This is a genomic window from Ephemeroptericola cinctiostellae (assembly GCF_003339525.1).
GTDB classification, from domain to species: Bacteria; Pseudomonadota; Gammaproteobacteria; order Burkholderiales; family Burkholderiaceae; genus Hydromonas; species Hydromonas cinctiostellae.
Genome location: NZ_CP031124.1, coordinates 1,556,123 through 1,572,843 on the forward strand (window position 1 = coordinate 1,556,123; position 16,721 = coordinate 1,572,843).

General features: G+C 47.9%; 14 protein-coding genes. 9 read left to right on the forward strand and 5 right to left on the reverse strand.

Going from position 1 to position 16,721, the window contains the following annotated elements:
- Position 1: 1 nt before the first annotated feature.
- The 3 genes from truA (at position 2) to trpB (ending at position 2,816) form a co-directional block, all read left to right on the forward strand.
- Positions 2–799: a tRNA pseudouridine(38-40) synthase TruA gene (gene truA / locus DTO96_RS07050; RefSeq protein WP_114562849.1), complete on the forward strand. Its 798-nt coding sequence runs from the start codon at positions 2–4 to the stop codon at positions 797–799.
- Between the two features lie 34 nt (positions 800–833).
- The gene (locus tag DTO96_RS07055; RefSeq protein WP_114562850.1) at positions 834–1,484 is read left to right on the forward strand and encodes a phosphoribosylanthranilate isomerase; all 651 of its coding nucleotides are present in this window, start codon (positions 834–836) and stop codon (positions 1,482–1,484) included.
- 138 nt (positions 1,485–1,622) lie between these two features.
- A complete protein-coding gene (gene trpB / locus DTO96_RS07060; protein WP_114562851.1) occupies positions 1,623–2,816 on the forward strand; it encodes a tryptophan synthase subunit beta in 1,194 nt (397 codons plus the stop codon).
- Between the two features lie 152 nt (positions 2,817–2,968).
- Here trpB and DTO96_RS07065 read toward each other — a convergent pair whose 3' ends face one another.
- The 3 genes from DTO96_RS07065 to map are packed head-to-tail and all read right to left on the reverse strand — an operon-like array spanning position 2,969 to position 7,424.
- A complete protein-coding gene (locus tag DTO96_RS07065; protein ID WP_114562852.1) occupies positions 2,969–3,949 on the reverse strand; it encodes a hydrolase in 981 nt (326 codons plus the stop codon).
- 28 nt (positions 3,950–3,977) lie between these two features.
- Entirely contained in the window at positions 3,978–6,602 is a 2,625-nt protein-coding gene (locus DTO96_RS07070; RefSeq protein ID WP_114562853.1) for a [protein-PII] uridylyltransferase, read from the reverse strand.
- Positions 6,603–6,608: 6 nt separating this feature from the next.
- The gene (map, locus tag DTO96_RS07075; RefSeq protein ID WP_114562854.1) at positions 6,609–7,424 is read right to left on the reverse strand and encodes a type I methionyl aminopeptidase; all 816 of its coding nucleotides are present in this window, start codon (positions 7,422–7,424) and stop codon (positions 6,609–6,611) included.
- 351 nt (positions 7,425–7,775) lie between these two features.
- Here map and rpsB point away from each other — a divergent pair, with 351 nt between their 5' ends.
- The 3 genes from rpsB (at position 7,776) to pyrH (ending at position 10,664) form a co-directional block, all read left to right on the forward strand.
- Positions 7,776–8,543 (forward strand): 30S ribosomal protein S2, encoded by a 768-nt coding sequence (gene rpsB / locus DTO96_RS07080; RefSeq protein WP_114562855.1) that lies wholly within the window; start codon positions 7,776–7,778, stop codon positions 8,541–8,543.
- A 182-nt stretch (positions 8,544–8,725) separates the two neighbouring features.
- Positions 8,726–9,607 (forward strand): translation elongation factor Ts, encoded by an 882-nt coding sequence (gene tsf, locus DTO96_RS07085; protein WP_114562856.1) that lies wholly within the window; start codon positions 8,726–8,728, stop codon positions 9,605–9,607.
- A 337-nt stretch (positions 9,608–9,944) separates the two neighbouring features.
- Positions 9,945–10,664 (forward strand): UMP kinase, encoded by a 720-nt coding sequence (gene pyrH / locus DTO96_RS07090; protein ID WP_114562857.1) that lies wholly within the window; start codon positions 9,945–9,947, stop codon positions 10,662–10,664.
- A 105-nt stretch (positions 10,665–10,769) separates the two neighbouring features.
- Here pyrH and DTO96_RS07095 read toward each other — a convergent pair whose 3' ends face one another.
- The gene (locus DTO96_RS07095; protein WP_114562858.1) at positions 10,770–12,590 is read right to left on the reverse strand and encodes a monovalent cation:proton antiporter-2 (CPA2) family protein; all 1,821 of its coding nucleotides are present in this window, start codon (positions 12,588–12,590) and stop codon (positions 10,770–10,772) included.
- A 2-nt stretch (positions 12,591–12,592) separates the two neighbouring features.
- The gene (gene kefF / locus DTO96_RS07100; RefSeq protein WP_114562859.1) at positions 12,593–13,171 is read right to left on the reverse strand and encodes a glutathione-regulated potassium-efflux system oxidoreductase KefF; all 579 of its coding nucleotides are present in this window, start codon (positions 13,169–13,171) and stop codon (positions 12,593–12,595) included.
- Between the two features lie 386 nt (positions 13,172–13,557).
- Here kefF and pyrG point away from each other — a divergent pair, with 386 nt between their 5' ends.
- From pyrG to DTO96_RS07115, 3 genes are all read left to right on the forward strand, one after another.
- Positions 13,558–15,210: a CTP synthase gene (gene pyrG / locus DTO96_RS07105; protein WP_114562860.1), complete on the forward strand. Its 1,653-nt coding sequence runs from the start codon at positions 13,558–13,560 to the stop codon at positions 15,208–15,210.
- 177 nt (positions 15,211–15,387) lie between these two features.
- Complete coding sequence (gene kdsA / locus DTO96_RS07110) at positions 15,388–16,251, forward strand: 3-deoxy-8-phosphooctulonate synthase (protein WP_114562861.1); 864 nt, start codon at positions 15,388–15,390, stop codon at positions 16,249–16,251.
- Positions 16,252–16,322: 71 nt separating this feature from the next.
- Positions 16,323–16,616, forward strand: coding sequence for a DUF1330 domain-containing protein (locus tag DTO96_RS07115; RefSeq protein ID WP_114562862.1), 294 nt, complete (start codon positions 16,323–16,325; stop codon positions 16,614–16,616).
- Positions 16,617–16,721: the final 105 nt, after the last annotated feature.

The following is a 16,721-nucleotide window of genomic DNA, read 5'->3' on the forward strand; positions in this document are numbered from 1 at the left end:
CATGCCACGTATCGCTCTTGGGATTCAATACGATGGCACGTCTTATCAAGGCTGGCAATCGCAAGTTCACCGTCAAACAGTTCAAGATGTATTGCAAGATGCATTGTCTCAGTTTGCCACGGTTCCCCTGTCTGTTCAATGTGCTGGGCGCACAGACACGGGGGTGCATGGACTCGAACAGGTTGTTCATCTTGATGTGCCATTTGAGCGCAATGCCAATGCGTGGGTGCGTGGGGTCAATGCATTTTTACCCGATGCGGTTGCGGTTCGCTGGGCGGTGACCGTCGCATCTGAATTTCATGCGCGCTTTGACGCGTTTAAACGCACTTACCATTATGTGATTTATAATCACCCAACGCGATCACCCCTTTGGACAAACCGTGCGGGCTGGTATCATAAGCCCCTAGATGCTGAAAAAATGCACCTTGCTGCACAGGCTTTGATGGGTGAACATGATTTTTCAGCTTTTCGTGCGGCACAATGCCAAGCCAAATCACCGATAAAAACCATGCATGCGATTTCGGTTAAACGCATTGGCGATTTGGTTGTTGTCAGTGTCACCGCAAATGCTTTTCTACACCACATGGTGCGCAATATTGTGGGCAGTTTAATTTATGTCGGGACAGGCAAGCAAACCATTGATTGGCTGGCTTTTCTTCTCACCCAAAAAAACCGCACCTTATCGGCGCCGACATTTGCATCGAGTGGTTTATATTTGGCCGCAATTCATTACGATCAACGGTTTGGTTTACCTGAGCCCAATGACGATCTGATGGCCTTATTGGGTGTGGCGATATGAGTTTCCGATCACAAGAGACAGGACGATTTAAAATATGAGAACCCGAGTCAAATTTTGTGGTTTCAGCCGACCCCAAGATGTTCAAGCCGCTGTGACTGCGGGTGCTGATGCACTTGGTTTTGTCTTTTACGAAAAAAGCCTGCGTTATGTTTCACCAGAAACCGTGACACAACTGGTTCAGCACATGCCTGCATTCGTCAATACAGTTGGATTGTTTGTCAACGCCAGCGTGGAAGAGATTAAAGGCGTACTGAATCAAACGCCAATACAGAACGTGCAATTGCATGGTGACGAAACATGGGACTTTGCGGTACAGTTGCAATACAGTTTGCGACATCCTGTCATTAAGGCCGTGCGTGTCAATGACCGCACGGATTGGACAGAAGTGGCGGCGCACATTGATGCGGTGGCTGGTGTTTTGCTCGATGCGGACAGCATGGGCTACGGTGGTTCTGGTCATGGCTTTGATTGGGCGGTGATTCCCAATAATGTGCGAGGTAAAATTATTTTAAGCGGTGGTTTACAGGCGACCACGATTGCACAGGCGATTCGTGAAGTCAGCCCTTATGCACTTGATGTCTCTTCGGGCATTGAAGCCGATGTAAAAGGTGAGAAAGACGTAGAAAAAATGAATGCTTTTATGCAAGCCGTATCAATGGCCGATGCCGAGCGATGGCGTCGCTAAGATTTAATTTTTTTAATGAAAATGGGCGCAGTGGCTGCATAACCCCTGATTGGAATGCCATGATATTGCCCCAACACGTTTTAAAATCAATGATGCAGGTGTTTTTTTGCTTTATTTGAACAGATTTAAGGAATCCAAATGTACAACTTCCCCGACATCAACGGGCACTTCGGCATCTACGGCGGCCGTTTCGCTTCAGAAACCCTCATTCCTGCGCTCGACGAACTGCTTGAAGCTTATAAAACCATCGTTCCAACCCAAGCCTTTCAAGATGAATACGCTTACGAACTCAAGCATTTTGTTGGTCGTCCATCCCCTATTTATCATGCCAAACGCTTGTCATCTGAAAATGGTGGCGCACAGATTTACCTCAAACGTGAAGATTTGAACCACACGGGCGCACATAAAATCAACAACGTCATCGGACAAGCCTTGCTTGCCCGTCAGATGGGCAAGCCGCGCGTGATTGCTGAAACTGGGGCTGGTCAACACGGTGTTGCCACCGCCACGATTGCGGCGCGTTTTGGGTTGCAATGTGATGTGTTCATGGGTTCTGAAGATGTGGCGCGTCAAGCATCGAATGTGTACCGCATGAAACTCCTTGGTGCTCGCGTGATTCCAGTCGAATCGGGCTCAAAAACCCTTAAAGATGCACTTAACGAAGCCATGCGTGACTGGGTGTCGAACGTGGAAAACACCTTTTACATCATTGGTACTGTGGCGGGGCCACACCCATATCCCGCCATGGTGCGTGACTTTCAGCGGATCATTGGTGATGAATGTTTGGTTCAAATGCCTGAAATGATTAATCGTCAACCCGATGCAGTTGTGGCGTGTATCGGCGGTGGCTCAAATGCCATGGGTATTTTTTACCCCTACATTCCGCATGAAAATGTACGTTTGATTGGTGTTGAAGCTGCGGGTGATGGCGTGGATACCCCTCGCCATGCCGCCAGTTTGGGCAAGGGCAGTGTGGGTGTGTTGCACGGTAATCGCACTTACATCTTGCAAGACAAAAATGGTCAGGTCACTGAGACCCACTCTGTTTCCGCAGGCTTGGATTACCCTGGTGTAGGCCCTGAGCATGCATGGCTCAAAGATACGGGGCGTGCTGAATACGTTGCGATTGATGATGAAGAAGCATTGGCGGCGTTTCACACCTTGTGCCGTGTTGAAGGCATCATTCCTGCGCTTGAATCTTCACACGCGATTGCATATGGTTTGAAATTGGCTAAAACCATGCCGGCCGATAAGGTGATTTTGGTGAACCTGTCAGGGCGAGGTGATAAAGACATGCATACGGTGGCTGAACGCGGCGGTTTGGTGCTGTAGTTAAAAAATCCTCGCTGTGGCGAGGATTTTTTATTATGAAAATCATACGCATTCCATCAAACCATGTTTGACACGACATCTCTTCGCGCAAGGTTTTGTGGGACAAGCTCACAAATTGCATTGGATTGCTTAATTTTTTGAGTGTAACGATTTTACTCACCGTTTTGATTGAAAAAACTCAATAGATGTTGAGGCAACCAATTCAAACGGGGATGGGTTTGCCCATGAATAAATCCAACATGGCCGCCTTGTTCAAGGTAGTGCAGTTGCACATGATGGCTGACCTCGTGGGCGCGGGCGAGGCACGTTGCGGGAATAAAAGGGTCATTCAAGGCATTTATGATCAGTGTTGGGACGGCAATGTGAGGTAGAAACTGCTTGCAGGATGAGCGTTGCCAATAGTCTTCAGCATCTTTAAAACCGTGCAAAGGCGCAGTAATGAAGTTGTCGACATCAAAGAAATTGCGAGATGTTTTGATTTTTTCAGCTGAAATGCCGAGTTCTGGGTAGGCGGCGACTTTGGCAAGTCCTTTGATTTTGAGTGTGCTGAGAAAATGACGCATGTAGACGCGTTGATTAAAACCGCTGGCGAGGGCGATTGAGCCTGCTTTCAAATCGTGCGGAGGGCAAATGGCGGCGGCTTTTTGAACAATGGCAGATGCCGAATGGCCTTGCTCGCCAAGCCATTTGAGCAGCGCGTTGCCGCCCAGCGAAACACCTGTGGCGTAAAGTTGGCTGTTTGGGTATTCTTTAGCGAGGCGGCGTAGAATCCAGTCAATTTCCTGTGAAAAACCTGAGTGGTAAAAAATGGGTTGGCGGTTAAGTTCACCACTGCATGAGCGCCAATGCACGACCACGCCAGAGTCACCATTGTGTGCACATGCGTGCATGAGAGCACGTGCATAAGGGCTTTGGCTGGAGCCTTCAAGTCCATGAAATAAAACAACAAGCCTTTGATTTTGATGTGAAGCCTTATCATGGTTGACCCAATCGAGGTCGATGAAATCATTGTCGGGTGTGTCCCATCGTTCACGCATATAAATGGGTTGTGGGGCGCGCAGGAAGGTGGGGGCGATGGTCTGGATGTGGGCATTGCGTGCCCACCATGGGGGCGTGTAGTGGTGGTGGGTCATGGTGAGTGAATGCCCTTAATCTAAGAGTCTAAGAAATGGTGCATACACGCATCAGTTCCGCTTCCAGCTGTGCGGCAGCACTTGGGTCGTTGAGTTGGTCGGATGACAATATGAACACGTCTTCTAATCGCTCACCCAAAGTGACAATCCGTGCGCTGCGCAGGCGAATATTCATTTGTTTCAAAATATAAGCGATGCTGTACAGCACGCCGTGGCGGTCTGTTGCTGCGAGTTTGAGGACGTACTCACCCTTGTCTGTTGGCGTCAGGCTGACGCGTGGCACAATGGGGAAGTTCCGAGAGCGGGCAGTCAAGCGCCCCAAGTTGGGAGCACGTAGAGCTGGGGCGGTGGTGAGTGTTTCCCTTAGTTCTTGGTTAAGGCGTTGAACAAACAGGGCATCGGCTTGATGTGATTCGGGTAAGAGCACTTGGAAAGTATCAAGCGCGATGCCTTGCCCACTGGTGTAAATTTGCGCATCAAAAATGGATAAATACCGTTGCTGAAAAAAAGAACAGAGGCGAGCAAACAAGTCGGGAACATCTGCGGTGTACACCATGACATGTAAACTGTGGTCATTGTTGAACGGTTTGGTGGCAACAACGGCTGATGTTTTGCCTGTGTGCTTTGGGCGTTGAACAATGTGTTCAGCATGCCATGCGATGGTGGTGGCATCGTGACGCATGAAATATTCGGTATCGAAATCGTTCCACAAGGCTTGTGCTTGCGCTTGAATCTCGGCATTGGGCAGCAGCTCAAGCGCATCCATTGTGCGTTCTTTGAGCATGCTGACAGGGGCTTGGGTTTGTCCTGATAATTCGCGCAGGGTCAATTGGTACAAATCCGCCAACAGTTTATCTTTCCAAGCATTCCAAACTTTTGGACTGGTGCCACGGATGTCAGCGACGGTGAGTAGGTACAAGGCTTGAAGGTTTTCGACACTTTTAACCGTGCTGGCAAAGCGTTGAATCGTCTCCATGTCGGACAGGTCTTCTTTTTGGGCGAAAGTTGACATCGTTAAGTGGTGTTTAACGAGGAAAACCACCAATGTTGTTTGTTTTTTGGTCAACGCATGTTGTTTAGCAAAACGTGCGACTTCGATCGCGCCCAAATCAGAGTGATCGCCACCTCGGCCTTTGGCAATGTCGTGGAACAGGCCTGCGATGTAGAGCAACCAGGGTTGTCCAAATTCTGCCATGACTTGATTGGCCAAAAAATGACTTTGCATGTGTTCTTGTAAAGTGAAGCGGCGTAAGTTGCGCACGACGGTCAGGATGTGCTGATCAACGGTGTAAATGTGGAACAAATCGTGTTGCATTTGGCCGATGATGCGACGGAATGCGGGAATGTAACGTCCCAAAACACCGGTCTGGTTCATCAGCCGGATGGCATGCGTGATGCCGTTATCGAGTTTAAGCAGTCGGATGAATTTAGAACGATTTTCAGGGGTGCGTCGAAATTCGGGGGTGATTAAGTTGCGTGCTTGTAAAATCGCATCCCACAGTTTTGGGGAAAAACCTGTCAAGCCCGTCACTTGTCCATACACATAGAATACGTCAATCAGCAAATGGGGTTTGCGAATAAAAGCATCGTTTCTAACCACATCAAGCACATGATCTACTTCAACAAAGTCAGGAAAGCCTTTGATTTTATGGGCAATATGTGGCGCAGATGGTGGCGATAAAAACAGTTCAAATTTTTGAACAAAGAGGGCGCATTGTTGATAAATCGCTCGGGCTGCCAAGTAATAGCGTTGCATTAGGTGCTCACCCGCCCGTTTGCCATCGGTTTCAAACAAACCAAAAGCGTGCGCCAAGGGTGTTTGTAAATCAAACAACACACGGTTTTCCATGCGTTTGCTGAGGATGTGCAGGTGGGCGCGAATCGCCAACAGTTGGTTTTCACTTCGTTGAATCAAACGCAATTGACTGGCGGTCAGCCAATTGTTGTGGTGTAATTCTTGCCATGTTTGACCAATATTGGCCGCCTTAGCCAACCACAACATCAGATGCAAATCGCGTAAGCCACCAGGGCTTTCTTTGCAATTGGGTTCGAGGCTGTATGGTGTGTCATCAAATTTGGAATGGCGTTGGCGCATTTCCGCCATTTTTTCACGCCAAAAGGTGAGTAAGTCAAAATGACGATTAAAGGCCGCGTAGAACGTCTGGTGGATTTTTTTATCACCAGCCAAATAGCGACCTTCAAGGATTGATGTTTGAATGGATAAGTCTTCAAGCGCATCAGCAATGCACTCATCGATGGTGCGCACGCTATGGCTTAAGGTCACGCCCATGTCCCACAACATGCTGACCCATTGCTCAATGGCAAGAGAGAGCTGTGCCTTTGATTCGGCTGGCAAATGATCTGTTTTGATCAGTACCAATAAATCGATGTCGGAATTGGGTAGAAGTTCTGCGCGACCATAACCACCAATGGCGATCAGACTGGAGGAATGGCGTAAATTGTCAGGTAACGTGCCAATGCAGTGCGCCCAAGCTTCTAATACACACAGATCCGTGAGGTGGGTCAGTTCACGCATTAAGCGACGCACGGCACGTGTTGGGCTGTTGTTTGCTGTGAATTGTGAAAAAAGCATGCTGCGACCCGCTTGGTAACGGGTGCGATCAAGGGCGTGGGACGGCGCTGCAGTGGGCATAAATTTTTAGGCAGAAGGTTGAATGAATGACGGTAAAGCAGGGTAGCCTTCTGATAAGGTCAACACTTCGTAGCCTGTGGGTGTGACCAACACGGTGTGCTCCCATTGTGCCGACAAACTGCGGTCTTTGGTTTTGACCGTCCAGCCATCTGGCATGGTGCGCATGTCACGCTTCCCTGCGTTGATCATGGGCTCAATGGTGAAAATCATGCCTGCTTTCAGCTGCATGCCTTGGCCTTTGATGCCATAGTGTAAAACTTGAGGGTCTTCGTGAAACACTTTACCAATGCCGTGACCGCAGTACTCACGCACCACCGACATGCCATTTTGATGCGCATGGGCAGCGATGGCGGCGCCGATGTCACCCAGCGTTGCACCTTCTTTTACTTGGGCAATACCAATCCACATGCATTCATAGGTGATGTCGCATAAGCGCTTGGCTGCAATCGAGCCTTCGCCGACGATGAACATGCGTGAAGTGTCGCCAAAATAACCTGCTGGTGTGATGACCGTCACGTCAATGTTGGCGATGTCACCGTTTTTAAGCACTTTATCGTCGGAAGGGACGCCATGACAAATCACGTCATTGAGGGAAATGCAGCACGATTTTGGGTAAGGAGGATAACCCAGTGGCTGGTAACCGAGGGTCGCAGGGGTGGTGTTTTGAACATCCACCATATAGTTATGGCATAAACGATCGAGTTCGCCTGTCGTTGTGCCTGCTTTGACAAAAGGGGTGATGTAATCTAAAAGTTCGGAAGCGAGTCGACATGCGATGCGCATGTGGGCGATGTCATTGTCGTTTTTGATGGTAACGGCCATAGGATTCTCTTAATAGATGTTTCAGAATGCGAGCTCTGCGTTGTTTGAACACGGGACTTGAGCTGTTGGATGTTTTGCTATATAATTATAGGCTGTCTTGGGCTCGTTTGCAGAAGTTTTGCGAGCGTACGGGGAAACCCTAAGGTAAGGCTCAAGATAAATCGCGCGTTGGCAGCCATAAGGGTGCTTTGAAATCATGACGATGGATGGGGTTCAGTCCTCACGTTAAGCGGGTTTGTGAATATCAGCTCATCGAACATCAAAATCGGCATGGAACAGTTCATCAGGTTTCGAGCCACAGTGCTTGCCAATGTTAGAAACAACCCTTTTACGAATTAAAGGTATTATATTATGTTAGTTACAATGCGTGAAATGCTCGAAGCGGGCTGCCATTTTGGTCACCAAACCCGTTTCTGGAACCCAAAAATGGCTCCATTCATCTATGGCCATCGCAATAAAATCCACATCATCAACCTCGAAAAAACTGTTGTCATGTACAACGACGCGGCTGAGTTCATCAAAAAAGTAGCTGCACGTCGTGGCACGGTGTTGTTCGTTGGTACAAAACGTCAAGCACGTGACATCATGGCTGAAGAAGCAACACGCGCTGGCATGCCATACGTGAATCAACGCTGGTTGGGCGGTACTTTGACCAATTTCAAAACAGTCATCACCTCAATCAAACGTTTGAAAACAATGGAAGCAGCGATCGAGTCTGGCGAAGCCGACAAAATGATCAAAAAAGAAGCGTTGTTGTTTAAACGTGAATTGGAAAAATTGCAAAAATCAATCGGCGGTATCAAAGATATGGCTGGCGTTCCTGATGCGATTTTTGTTGTGGACATCGGCTACCACAAAGGTGCATTGCTCGAAGCGAAAAACTTGGGCATTCCTGTGATTTCTGTAGTTGACACCAACCATGATCCAAAAGGTGTTGATTTCATCATTCCAGGTAACGATGACTCTGCACGCGCAGTTCGTTTGTACGCTCGCGGCATGGCTGATGCCATCCTCGAAGGTCGTGCGAATGCTGTGAATGAAATCATTGAAGCGGCTAAAGAAGCGTCTGAACCAGAAGAATTCGTTGAAGAAATCAATGATGCATCTGCTGATGCTTAATCACTGAAAAGTGATGTGATGAAAGGGGGCTTCAGAGCCCCTTTTTCGAAAGAATTTCGGAGACCTTGAGGTGTGTTCATCGGGTGTCCCATCATTTGAGCGGTGTTAAACCGCACAAATGGTTGTAGCTTAAATTCAAAAGGGTCTGTGATCCTTTTGTACTGATTATAGGAAGAATTGAAATGACAGCAATTACTGCAGGCATGGTATCGGAATTACGTGGCAAAACTGACGCACCGATGATGGAATGCAAAAAAGCCTTGGTGGAAGCCGAAGGCAATATGGAACGCGCAGAAGAAATCTTACGTGTAAAATTGGGCAGCAAAGCAGGTAAAGCCTCTTCACGCATCGCTGCTGAAGGCGTGGTTGTGGTGTACACCAACGGCACGCAAGGCGCGATGGTTGAAGTCAACTCTGAAACTGACTTTGTTGCAAAAAATGATGACTTTTTGGCATTGGCCAATGGTTGCGCAAAACTGGTTGCAGAACACAACCCAGTCGATGTTGAGGCTTTGTCTGCATTGGATTTGGATGGCAAAACAGTTGAGCAAACTCGTGCTGACTTGATCGGTAAAATCGGCGAAAACATGACCATCCGTCGTTTCGTGCGTTTTGACAGTGACAACAGCTTGGTGTCTTACTTGCACGGTGCAAAAATTGGTGTGGTTGTGTCGTACAAAGGCGATGAAACTGCAGCCAAAGACGTGGCCATGCACATCGCTGCGATGAAGCCAGTGGCTTTGTCTTCTGCTGACGTTCCTGCTAAATTGATCGAAACAGAACGCAAAGTGGCAACTGAAAAAGCCATCGAATCAGGCAAACCTGCTGATATCGCAGCCAAAATGGTTGAAGGTTCAGTGCAAAAATTCTTGAAAGAAGTGTCTTTGTTTGACCAGCCTTTCGTTAAAAATGACAAAGAAACAGTTGCTGCGATGTTGAAATCTAAAGCAACTGAAGTTGCTGGCTTCACCATGTTCATCGTGGGTGAAGGCATCGAGAAAAAGGTTGATGATTTTGCTGCGGAAGTGGCTGCTCAAGTGGCTGCGGCACAAGCTGGAGCTTAATCAAGCTGATCGTTTGATGATAAAAGTGGGCTTTGCCCGCTTTTATTTTGCCCGGAAAGTGGAGCCAGATTGATGGTTTCTCTATTTTCGGATAAAAATGGTTTGAAATCAAAAAAATGATCGATGAACCACGTCGATAGAAATGAACCTCAATGTTTTTTTGAAATGGGCTTGCTTGATGTGTGTGTAGGCTTACTTCAAAAAAGTATTTTTTTGGGTGGATGAGTGCCGATTATTGTTAAAAACAGATCGAAAAGGTGTATCCTGTCGAGAGTTTGTGTCTGGCATTTGGGTGGGTCCATTTCGTATTTATTGGTTAAATATCAAGGAGTTGGTTATGGCGGCTTATAAGCGCGTGTTGTTGAAATTGTCGGGTGAAGCCCTGATGGGCGATGATGCATTTGGTATCAATCGAAAAACCATCGAGCGCATGGTTTCAGAGATTAAAGAAATCTCTGATATGGGTGTTGAAATTGCCATTGTCATTGGTGGTGGTAACATTTTTCGTGGCATGACGGGTGGTGCCGCGGGCATGGACCGTGCAACGGCTGATTATATGGGCATGATGGCGACCATTATGAATGCTTTGGCTTTGCAAGATGCGATGAAACAAGCGGGTATGGATGCCCGCGTGCAATCGGCATTGCGCATTGATCAAGTGGTTGAGCCTTATATTCGCCCACGTGCTTTGCGCCAACTCGAAGAAGGTAAAATCGTGATTTTCGCCGCAGGTACGGGCAATCCATTCTTCACTACGGACACCGCAGCGGCTTTGCGTGGTGTTGAAATTGGTGCTGAAGTGGTGCTGAAGGCAACTAAAGTGGATGGCGTTTATACTGCTGATCCGAAAAAAGACCCAACGGCGACCCGTTACAGCACGGTGAGTTTCGATGAGGCCATCAGCAAGGATTTGAAGGTCATGGACGCGACGGCTTTCGCGCTATGCCGAGATCAAAACATGCCGATTCGAGTGTTCTCGATTGTTAAAGAAGGTGCGCTCAAACGCATTATTGAAGGTTCTGATGAGGGCACTTTGGTTCAGTGTAAGCCTATCTAAGCATTGAGTGATTCTGTCATAAAAAAGCGCGATGATTCGCGCTTTTTTACGCGCCATGCATATGAATACACATGAGTGCGTGTGATGTGGCGGCATGAATGTCTATTAAAGTTTTTCATCTGCAGCTCGCTTCAATTTTTCCTGCCATTCAAACCCAACTTTTGGCAGATTCAGCTCCTCTTGCAGTTGCCGCTCAAGCTCTTCTCGGCCTTGGCGTATGATGCTGGCGAAGTTTTTATCTTCTCGGATGCTTTCATTTTTATGCATGAACTCATAGTTTTTGTCGCGAAAACTGTTGGTGAGTTCACGGGCTTCGTAGGCATCCATGCCCATGATTCTTAGGCATTCTCGGCCAAGGCGCAGTGAACCTTCAAACAATTCCCGTTCGATGACCGTCACGCCAAGTTTACGCAAGTCATAATAGTGTGATACGTCATATGCGCGAGCTGCAATTTCCAAGTGCGGGAAGTGACGCTGGGCAAGGTGAATGATTTTGAGGCAAACTTCTCGGTCTTCAACGGCGACAACCAGCAGTTTGGCTGTTGCTGCGCCAGCGACTTCGAGCAAGTCGAGGCGAGCGGCATCACCGAAATACACCTTGTAACCAAATTTACGCATGGTTTCGATGGTGGATGAATCGTGGTCAAGCACTGTGGGTCGGATGCCCGCAGAAAACAATAAACGGGAGATGATTTGTCCAAATCGCCCGAAGCCAGCGACAATGACTTCCCTTTGTTTGATGTCGGTGTCCATTGTGGCATTGTCTTCTTTGCCTGTGAAGTAGCGGGCATTGATGATGTCGAACAGCTTGATCAATAAGGGCGAGGCGGCCAATGACAGGGCGACGATTAAATTCAGCCATGCGCCTTGTTGCACATTGAATAGCTTTCCTTGTACGGCCAATGCGCCGACGACGAAAGCAAATTCGCCACCTTGCCCGAGCATCAAAGCAAAAGTCAAACGCTCGCGTGCTTGGATGCGTACGATGCCTGCGATGAGGTACAGCAGGATGAATTTGACGGTCATGTAAGCGAGCAATAAGCCCAAAATACGTGGCCACGCGCTGAGCAGCAGCGGGATGTCCATGCTTGAACCAATGGTGATGAAAAACAAGCCGAGAAATAAACCACGAAATGGGTTTAGATCGGCTTCAAGCTCATGTCGATATTCAGAGCTGGCCAGTAGAATCCCTGCCAAAAAAGCACCTAAACCTGCAGAAACACCAACTGAAGTCATCAGTTCCATCACTGCAATCACCAACAGCAATGCGGTGCCGACGAAGAGTTCGCGTGAACCATTTTGTGCCACCCAGCGCAGCATGTAGCGGATTAAATACCTTCCGATAAAGATCACCGCAAGCACTGCGCCAATTGCATTGAGCGCGTTGAATTGTGTTGCACCCGCTACAGGTGCGAGCAGACCGATGGCAATGATGAGTGGAATCGCCGCCATGTCTTGAAACAACAGCACGCCAAAAACACTTTTGCCTGCATCGGTGTTCATTAGATTGCGGTCATTCATCATTTGCACCGCGACGGCAGTTGAGGACAATGCCAGTGCCAGTCCAATGATGAGTGCGGCGGTTGGGTTCATGCCGAGCAAATAGGTTGCACCAAAGAATGCCATAGCACACACCACCATTTGTAAAGCACCAAAAATAAACACGCGGTGGCGCATGTCCCATAATTTCTGACCATCAAGCTCCAACCCAATGGTGAACAGCATCAAGACCACACCCAGCTCGGCCAATGTGTTGATGCTTTCTGTGTTCTCAGTCAATCTAAAGCCATTCGGCCCCAGTGCCAAACCCGCCAACAAGTAACCCAGCACCACACCCAAGCCCAGCCGTTTGGCGATTGGTACCACCAGCACCATTGCGGTCAGGTAAATCATCAAATAAAACAAGATGTTTATTTCACCGTGCATGATCAGCCCCCCATCGTGAAAGCGTGTGTTTTAATAATGGGCGGCTGCGTTTTGAGCTGCGTGAGTTCTGCCACCAAGCGATCACGATAAGCTTCGCTGGCCAGTAATAAGGCATCGTTGCTTAAAGTGCCCGCATCGTGCGTGATAAATGGTGGCAACCATTCCATGCCGCAAAACAAGGCCGTTTGTTGAATGGGCGTAGCAATTTGCGCCATGCTGAAATTGTTGTAACCGTTGGCTGAATAAGAATCCGCATCACCGCCCGTGCTCACAACCCACATCAAGCGTTTGCCGTGCAGGGCTGTGCCATTTTCGCCATATGCCCAACCATATGAAAGGGTTTTTTCCATCCACAACGAGAGCAAGGCCGGTGTGTGATACCAGTGCAAAGGATGTTGCAAGACGATGGTGTGTGATTTAAGCAGAGCCTCTTGCTCAGCGCGGGCATTGATGTGAAAGTCAGGATACAGCTCGTACAATGAACGGATATGAACATCAGGCAGATTGCTGACGGCATCGTGTAGCACTCGATTGCTGTGCGAGTGTGATGGATATGGGTGGGCGTAGATGATGGTGATCATAAAGGGTTTAGGTGTTGCGTGTCATTTGTTTTAGATTTTTAGATAGGGGGCTTTTTTCGATTTCGTATTATAAACACAATGTGGTTGCCATGATGGAGCTGTTGGCAGATGTAGCCCATAGTAAATAACATAGTGAATAATTTTGAGTGGGTGGGATGAACCAATGAAGGAAAGTGTGTCACATGTTTGAAGTGCTCATGTGTCGGGCATTCATTTACATTTGAGCGGGTATTGGCATTCATTTTTTAGATCAATCTGTGTTGAAAGCAACATTTGAACCGATAAAAATGGATGGTTTAAGCCATAAGCAATGCCATTTTTTAAAAAAGACCAAGCCATTTACAGGTATAATCTCGCTTTCAATATGTGGTAATTCTGGTGATAAAATGACAAAATATGTGTTTGTAACAGGCGGCGTTGTGTCGTCTTTGGGTAAGGGCATTGCAGCAGCGTCTTTGGCGGCTTTGTTGGAATCGCGCGGTCTGAAAGTGACCATGCTCAAACTTGATCCTTATATTAACGTAGACCCTGGCACCATGAGCCCAATTCAGCATGGTGAAGTGTTCGTGACTGAAGATGGCGCAGAAACCGATCTGGATTTGGGGCATTATGAGCGATTCATCAGCGCCAAAATGCGCAAGTCAAACAACTTCACCACAGGTCAGATTTACGAATCTGTTTTGCGTAAAGAGCGCCGTGGTGAGTATTTGGGCAAAACCGTACAAGTCATTCCACACATCACCAACGAAATCCAATTGTTCATTGAACGTGGCGCAGCCGCCTCAAACAATGGCCAGACCGATGTTGCGATTGTTGAAATTGGTGGTACGGTGGGCGACATTGAGTCCTTGCCATTCCTCGAATCGGTGCGCCAAATGAGCTTGCGCATGGGGCGTGGTAATTCTGCGTTTGTGCATTTGACCCTCGTGCCATTTATTGCTGGCGCAGGAGAATTAAAAACCAAGCCAACACAACACTCGGTTCAAAAGTTACGTGAAATCGGTATCATTCCGCATGCACTGTTGTGCCGTGCCGATCGCATGATTCCTGAAGATGAACGTGCAAAAATTTCAATGTTCTCGAATATCCCTGCCAATGCCGTTGTCTCAGTGTGCGATGTGGATACGATTTACAAAGTGCCACATCTGTTGTTCGAACAAGGCTTGGATCAAGTGATCTGTGACGAGTTGCGCTTGGATGTACCACCAGCCAATGTGGCGTTGTGGGACAAGTTGGTCGCTGCTTTGGAAAATCCGAAGCATGAAGTGACCATCGGCATGGTGGGTAAATACATGGATCTGACCGAGTCGTACAAATCTTTGATTGAAGCCTTGCGCCACGCGGGTATTCACAATGAAACACAAGTGAACATCGAATATATTGACTCGGAAGATTTTGAAAACAACGAAGCCGAAGTTGAAAAGCAGTTGTCTAAGCTTGACGGCATCTTGGTGCCAGGTGGTTTTGGCAAGCGCGGCACCGAAGGTAAAATTCGTGCCGTACAATATGCCCGTGAAAACAAAGTGCCATACCTCGGTATTTGCCTTGGGATGCAGCTTGCCGTGATTGAGTTTGCTCGCCATGTGGCTGGCTTAGCGAAAGCCAACAGCACAGAATTTGAACCCAATGGTTCACAACCTGTTGTGGCGCTGATCACCGAATGGATGGGCAAAGATGGTTCGTTGCAGAAGCGTGATGAAGCTTCTGATTTAGGCGGTACAATGCGCTTGGGTGCTCAATCATGCCCAGTCAAGGCAGGCACAATGGCATATGATATTTATGGTGCAACAGTCACCGAACGTCATCGCCATCGCTATGAAGTGAACACACAATTCACCCCGCAGCTCGAAAGTGCTGGTATGGTGATTTCGGCACGCACACCAACAGAACAGTTACCAGAAATGATGGAATTGCCCAAAGCAGTGCACCCATGGTTTGTTGGTGTACAGTTTCATCCTGAATTTACATCGACGCCACGCGATGGACATCCGTTGTTCAGTGCTTTTGTGCAAGCCACGTTGCAATCACAAGTCATTTGATCGCTTGATATAAATAGGGGTTTCAGATGATTGAGTTATGGCAGACAATGGACACAAGCTCAAGGGTTATCGTGGTTGCCAGCTTGATCATTACGGTGGTGAGTCTAAAAGGCGTTTTGTGGTTTATTTTCAAACAAAGCAAAAAATAAATGGCTGTTAACCTTTCGAGGATAAAAAATGAAACTATGTGGTTACGATATTGGCTTGGACCAACCGTTCTTTTTAATTGCAGGCACATGCTCGATTGAAGGCCTAGAGATGTCGTTGGATGTGGCGGGGCAGCTCAAAGAAATGACCGAAGCGCTTGGCATTCCATTGATTTATAAAGGCTCTTTTGATAAAGCCAATCGCTCATCAGGCAACACGAAACGCGGTGTGGGCATCGAACATGGTTTGAAAATTTTGGAGGAAGTGCGCCGCCAAACGGGTTTGCCTGTTTTGACCGATGTTCATGACATCGAGCACATCGCCGAAGTGGCGAGCGTGGTTGATGTGCTGCAAACGCCTGCGTTCTTATGCCGCCAAACCGATTTTATTCGAGCGGTTGCGCAAAGTGGCAAACCCGTGAACATCAAAAAAGGGCAGTTCCTTGCGCCCAATGACATGAAAAACGTGGTTGAAAAAGCACGCAGCGCGGCGCGTGAAATGGGTTTAAATGAAGACAATTTCCTCGCTTGTGAGCGTGGGGTCAGCTTCGGCTACAACAACTTGATTTCTGACATGCGCAGCCTCGCCATCATGCGCGAATCAGGTGCACCCGTGGTTTTTGATGCGACCCATTCCGTGCAATTGCCTGGTGGGCAAGGCAGCACCAGCGGTGGCCAACGTGAGTTTGTACCTGTCTTGGCGCGTGCGGCAGTGGCTGTTGGTGTCGCAGGTGTCTTCATGGAAACGCATCCAAATCCAAATGAAGCGTGGTCAGATGGTCCGAACGCTGTGCCTTTATCGCGCATGAAAGAGTTGTTAACGACACTCAAAGCATTGGATGTGGCTGTGAAAGCCAACGGCATGTTTTTAGAAGATAATTTTAATACGTGGTAAAACCAAAAAAACGCAAAACGGGTATCGTTTTGCGTTTTTTTGAGTAAATTCATTTTTCAAAAGGCTTTTTTATGAGCAATCCAGCTTACGTTGTATTTAATGTCAATGTGACCGATCCTGAGCAATACGACAAATACCGCGTGTTTTCAGGACAAGCGATGGCCGAGCATGGCGCCGAAGTGTTGGTGCGTGGCGGGGAAATGACGGTTTTAGAGGGTTCAGCACATGCGCGCACCGTTATTCTGAAGTTTCCATCGGTTGAAAAAGCACAGGCTTTTTATGATTCGGAAACCTACAAAACTGGGCGTGAGCTGCGCAAAAATGCAGCCGTTGCTGATATTTTCATTGTTGAAGGCGTTGCCTAAAAAGCATCCCTAAATGTTTATTTTTTTGATTTTAAATTGAAGCTTGATGGTTCAAACCGTTGAGAACAATCACAAGCCGCGTGAGGGTGCGGACAATTTTTTTAA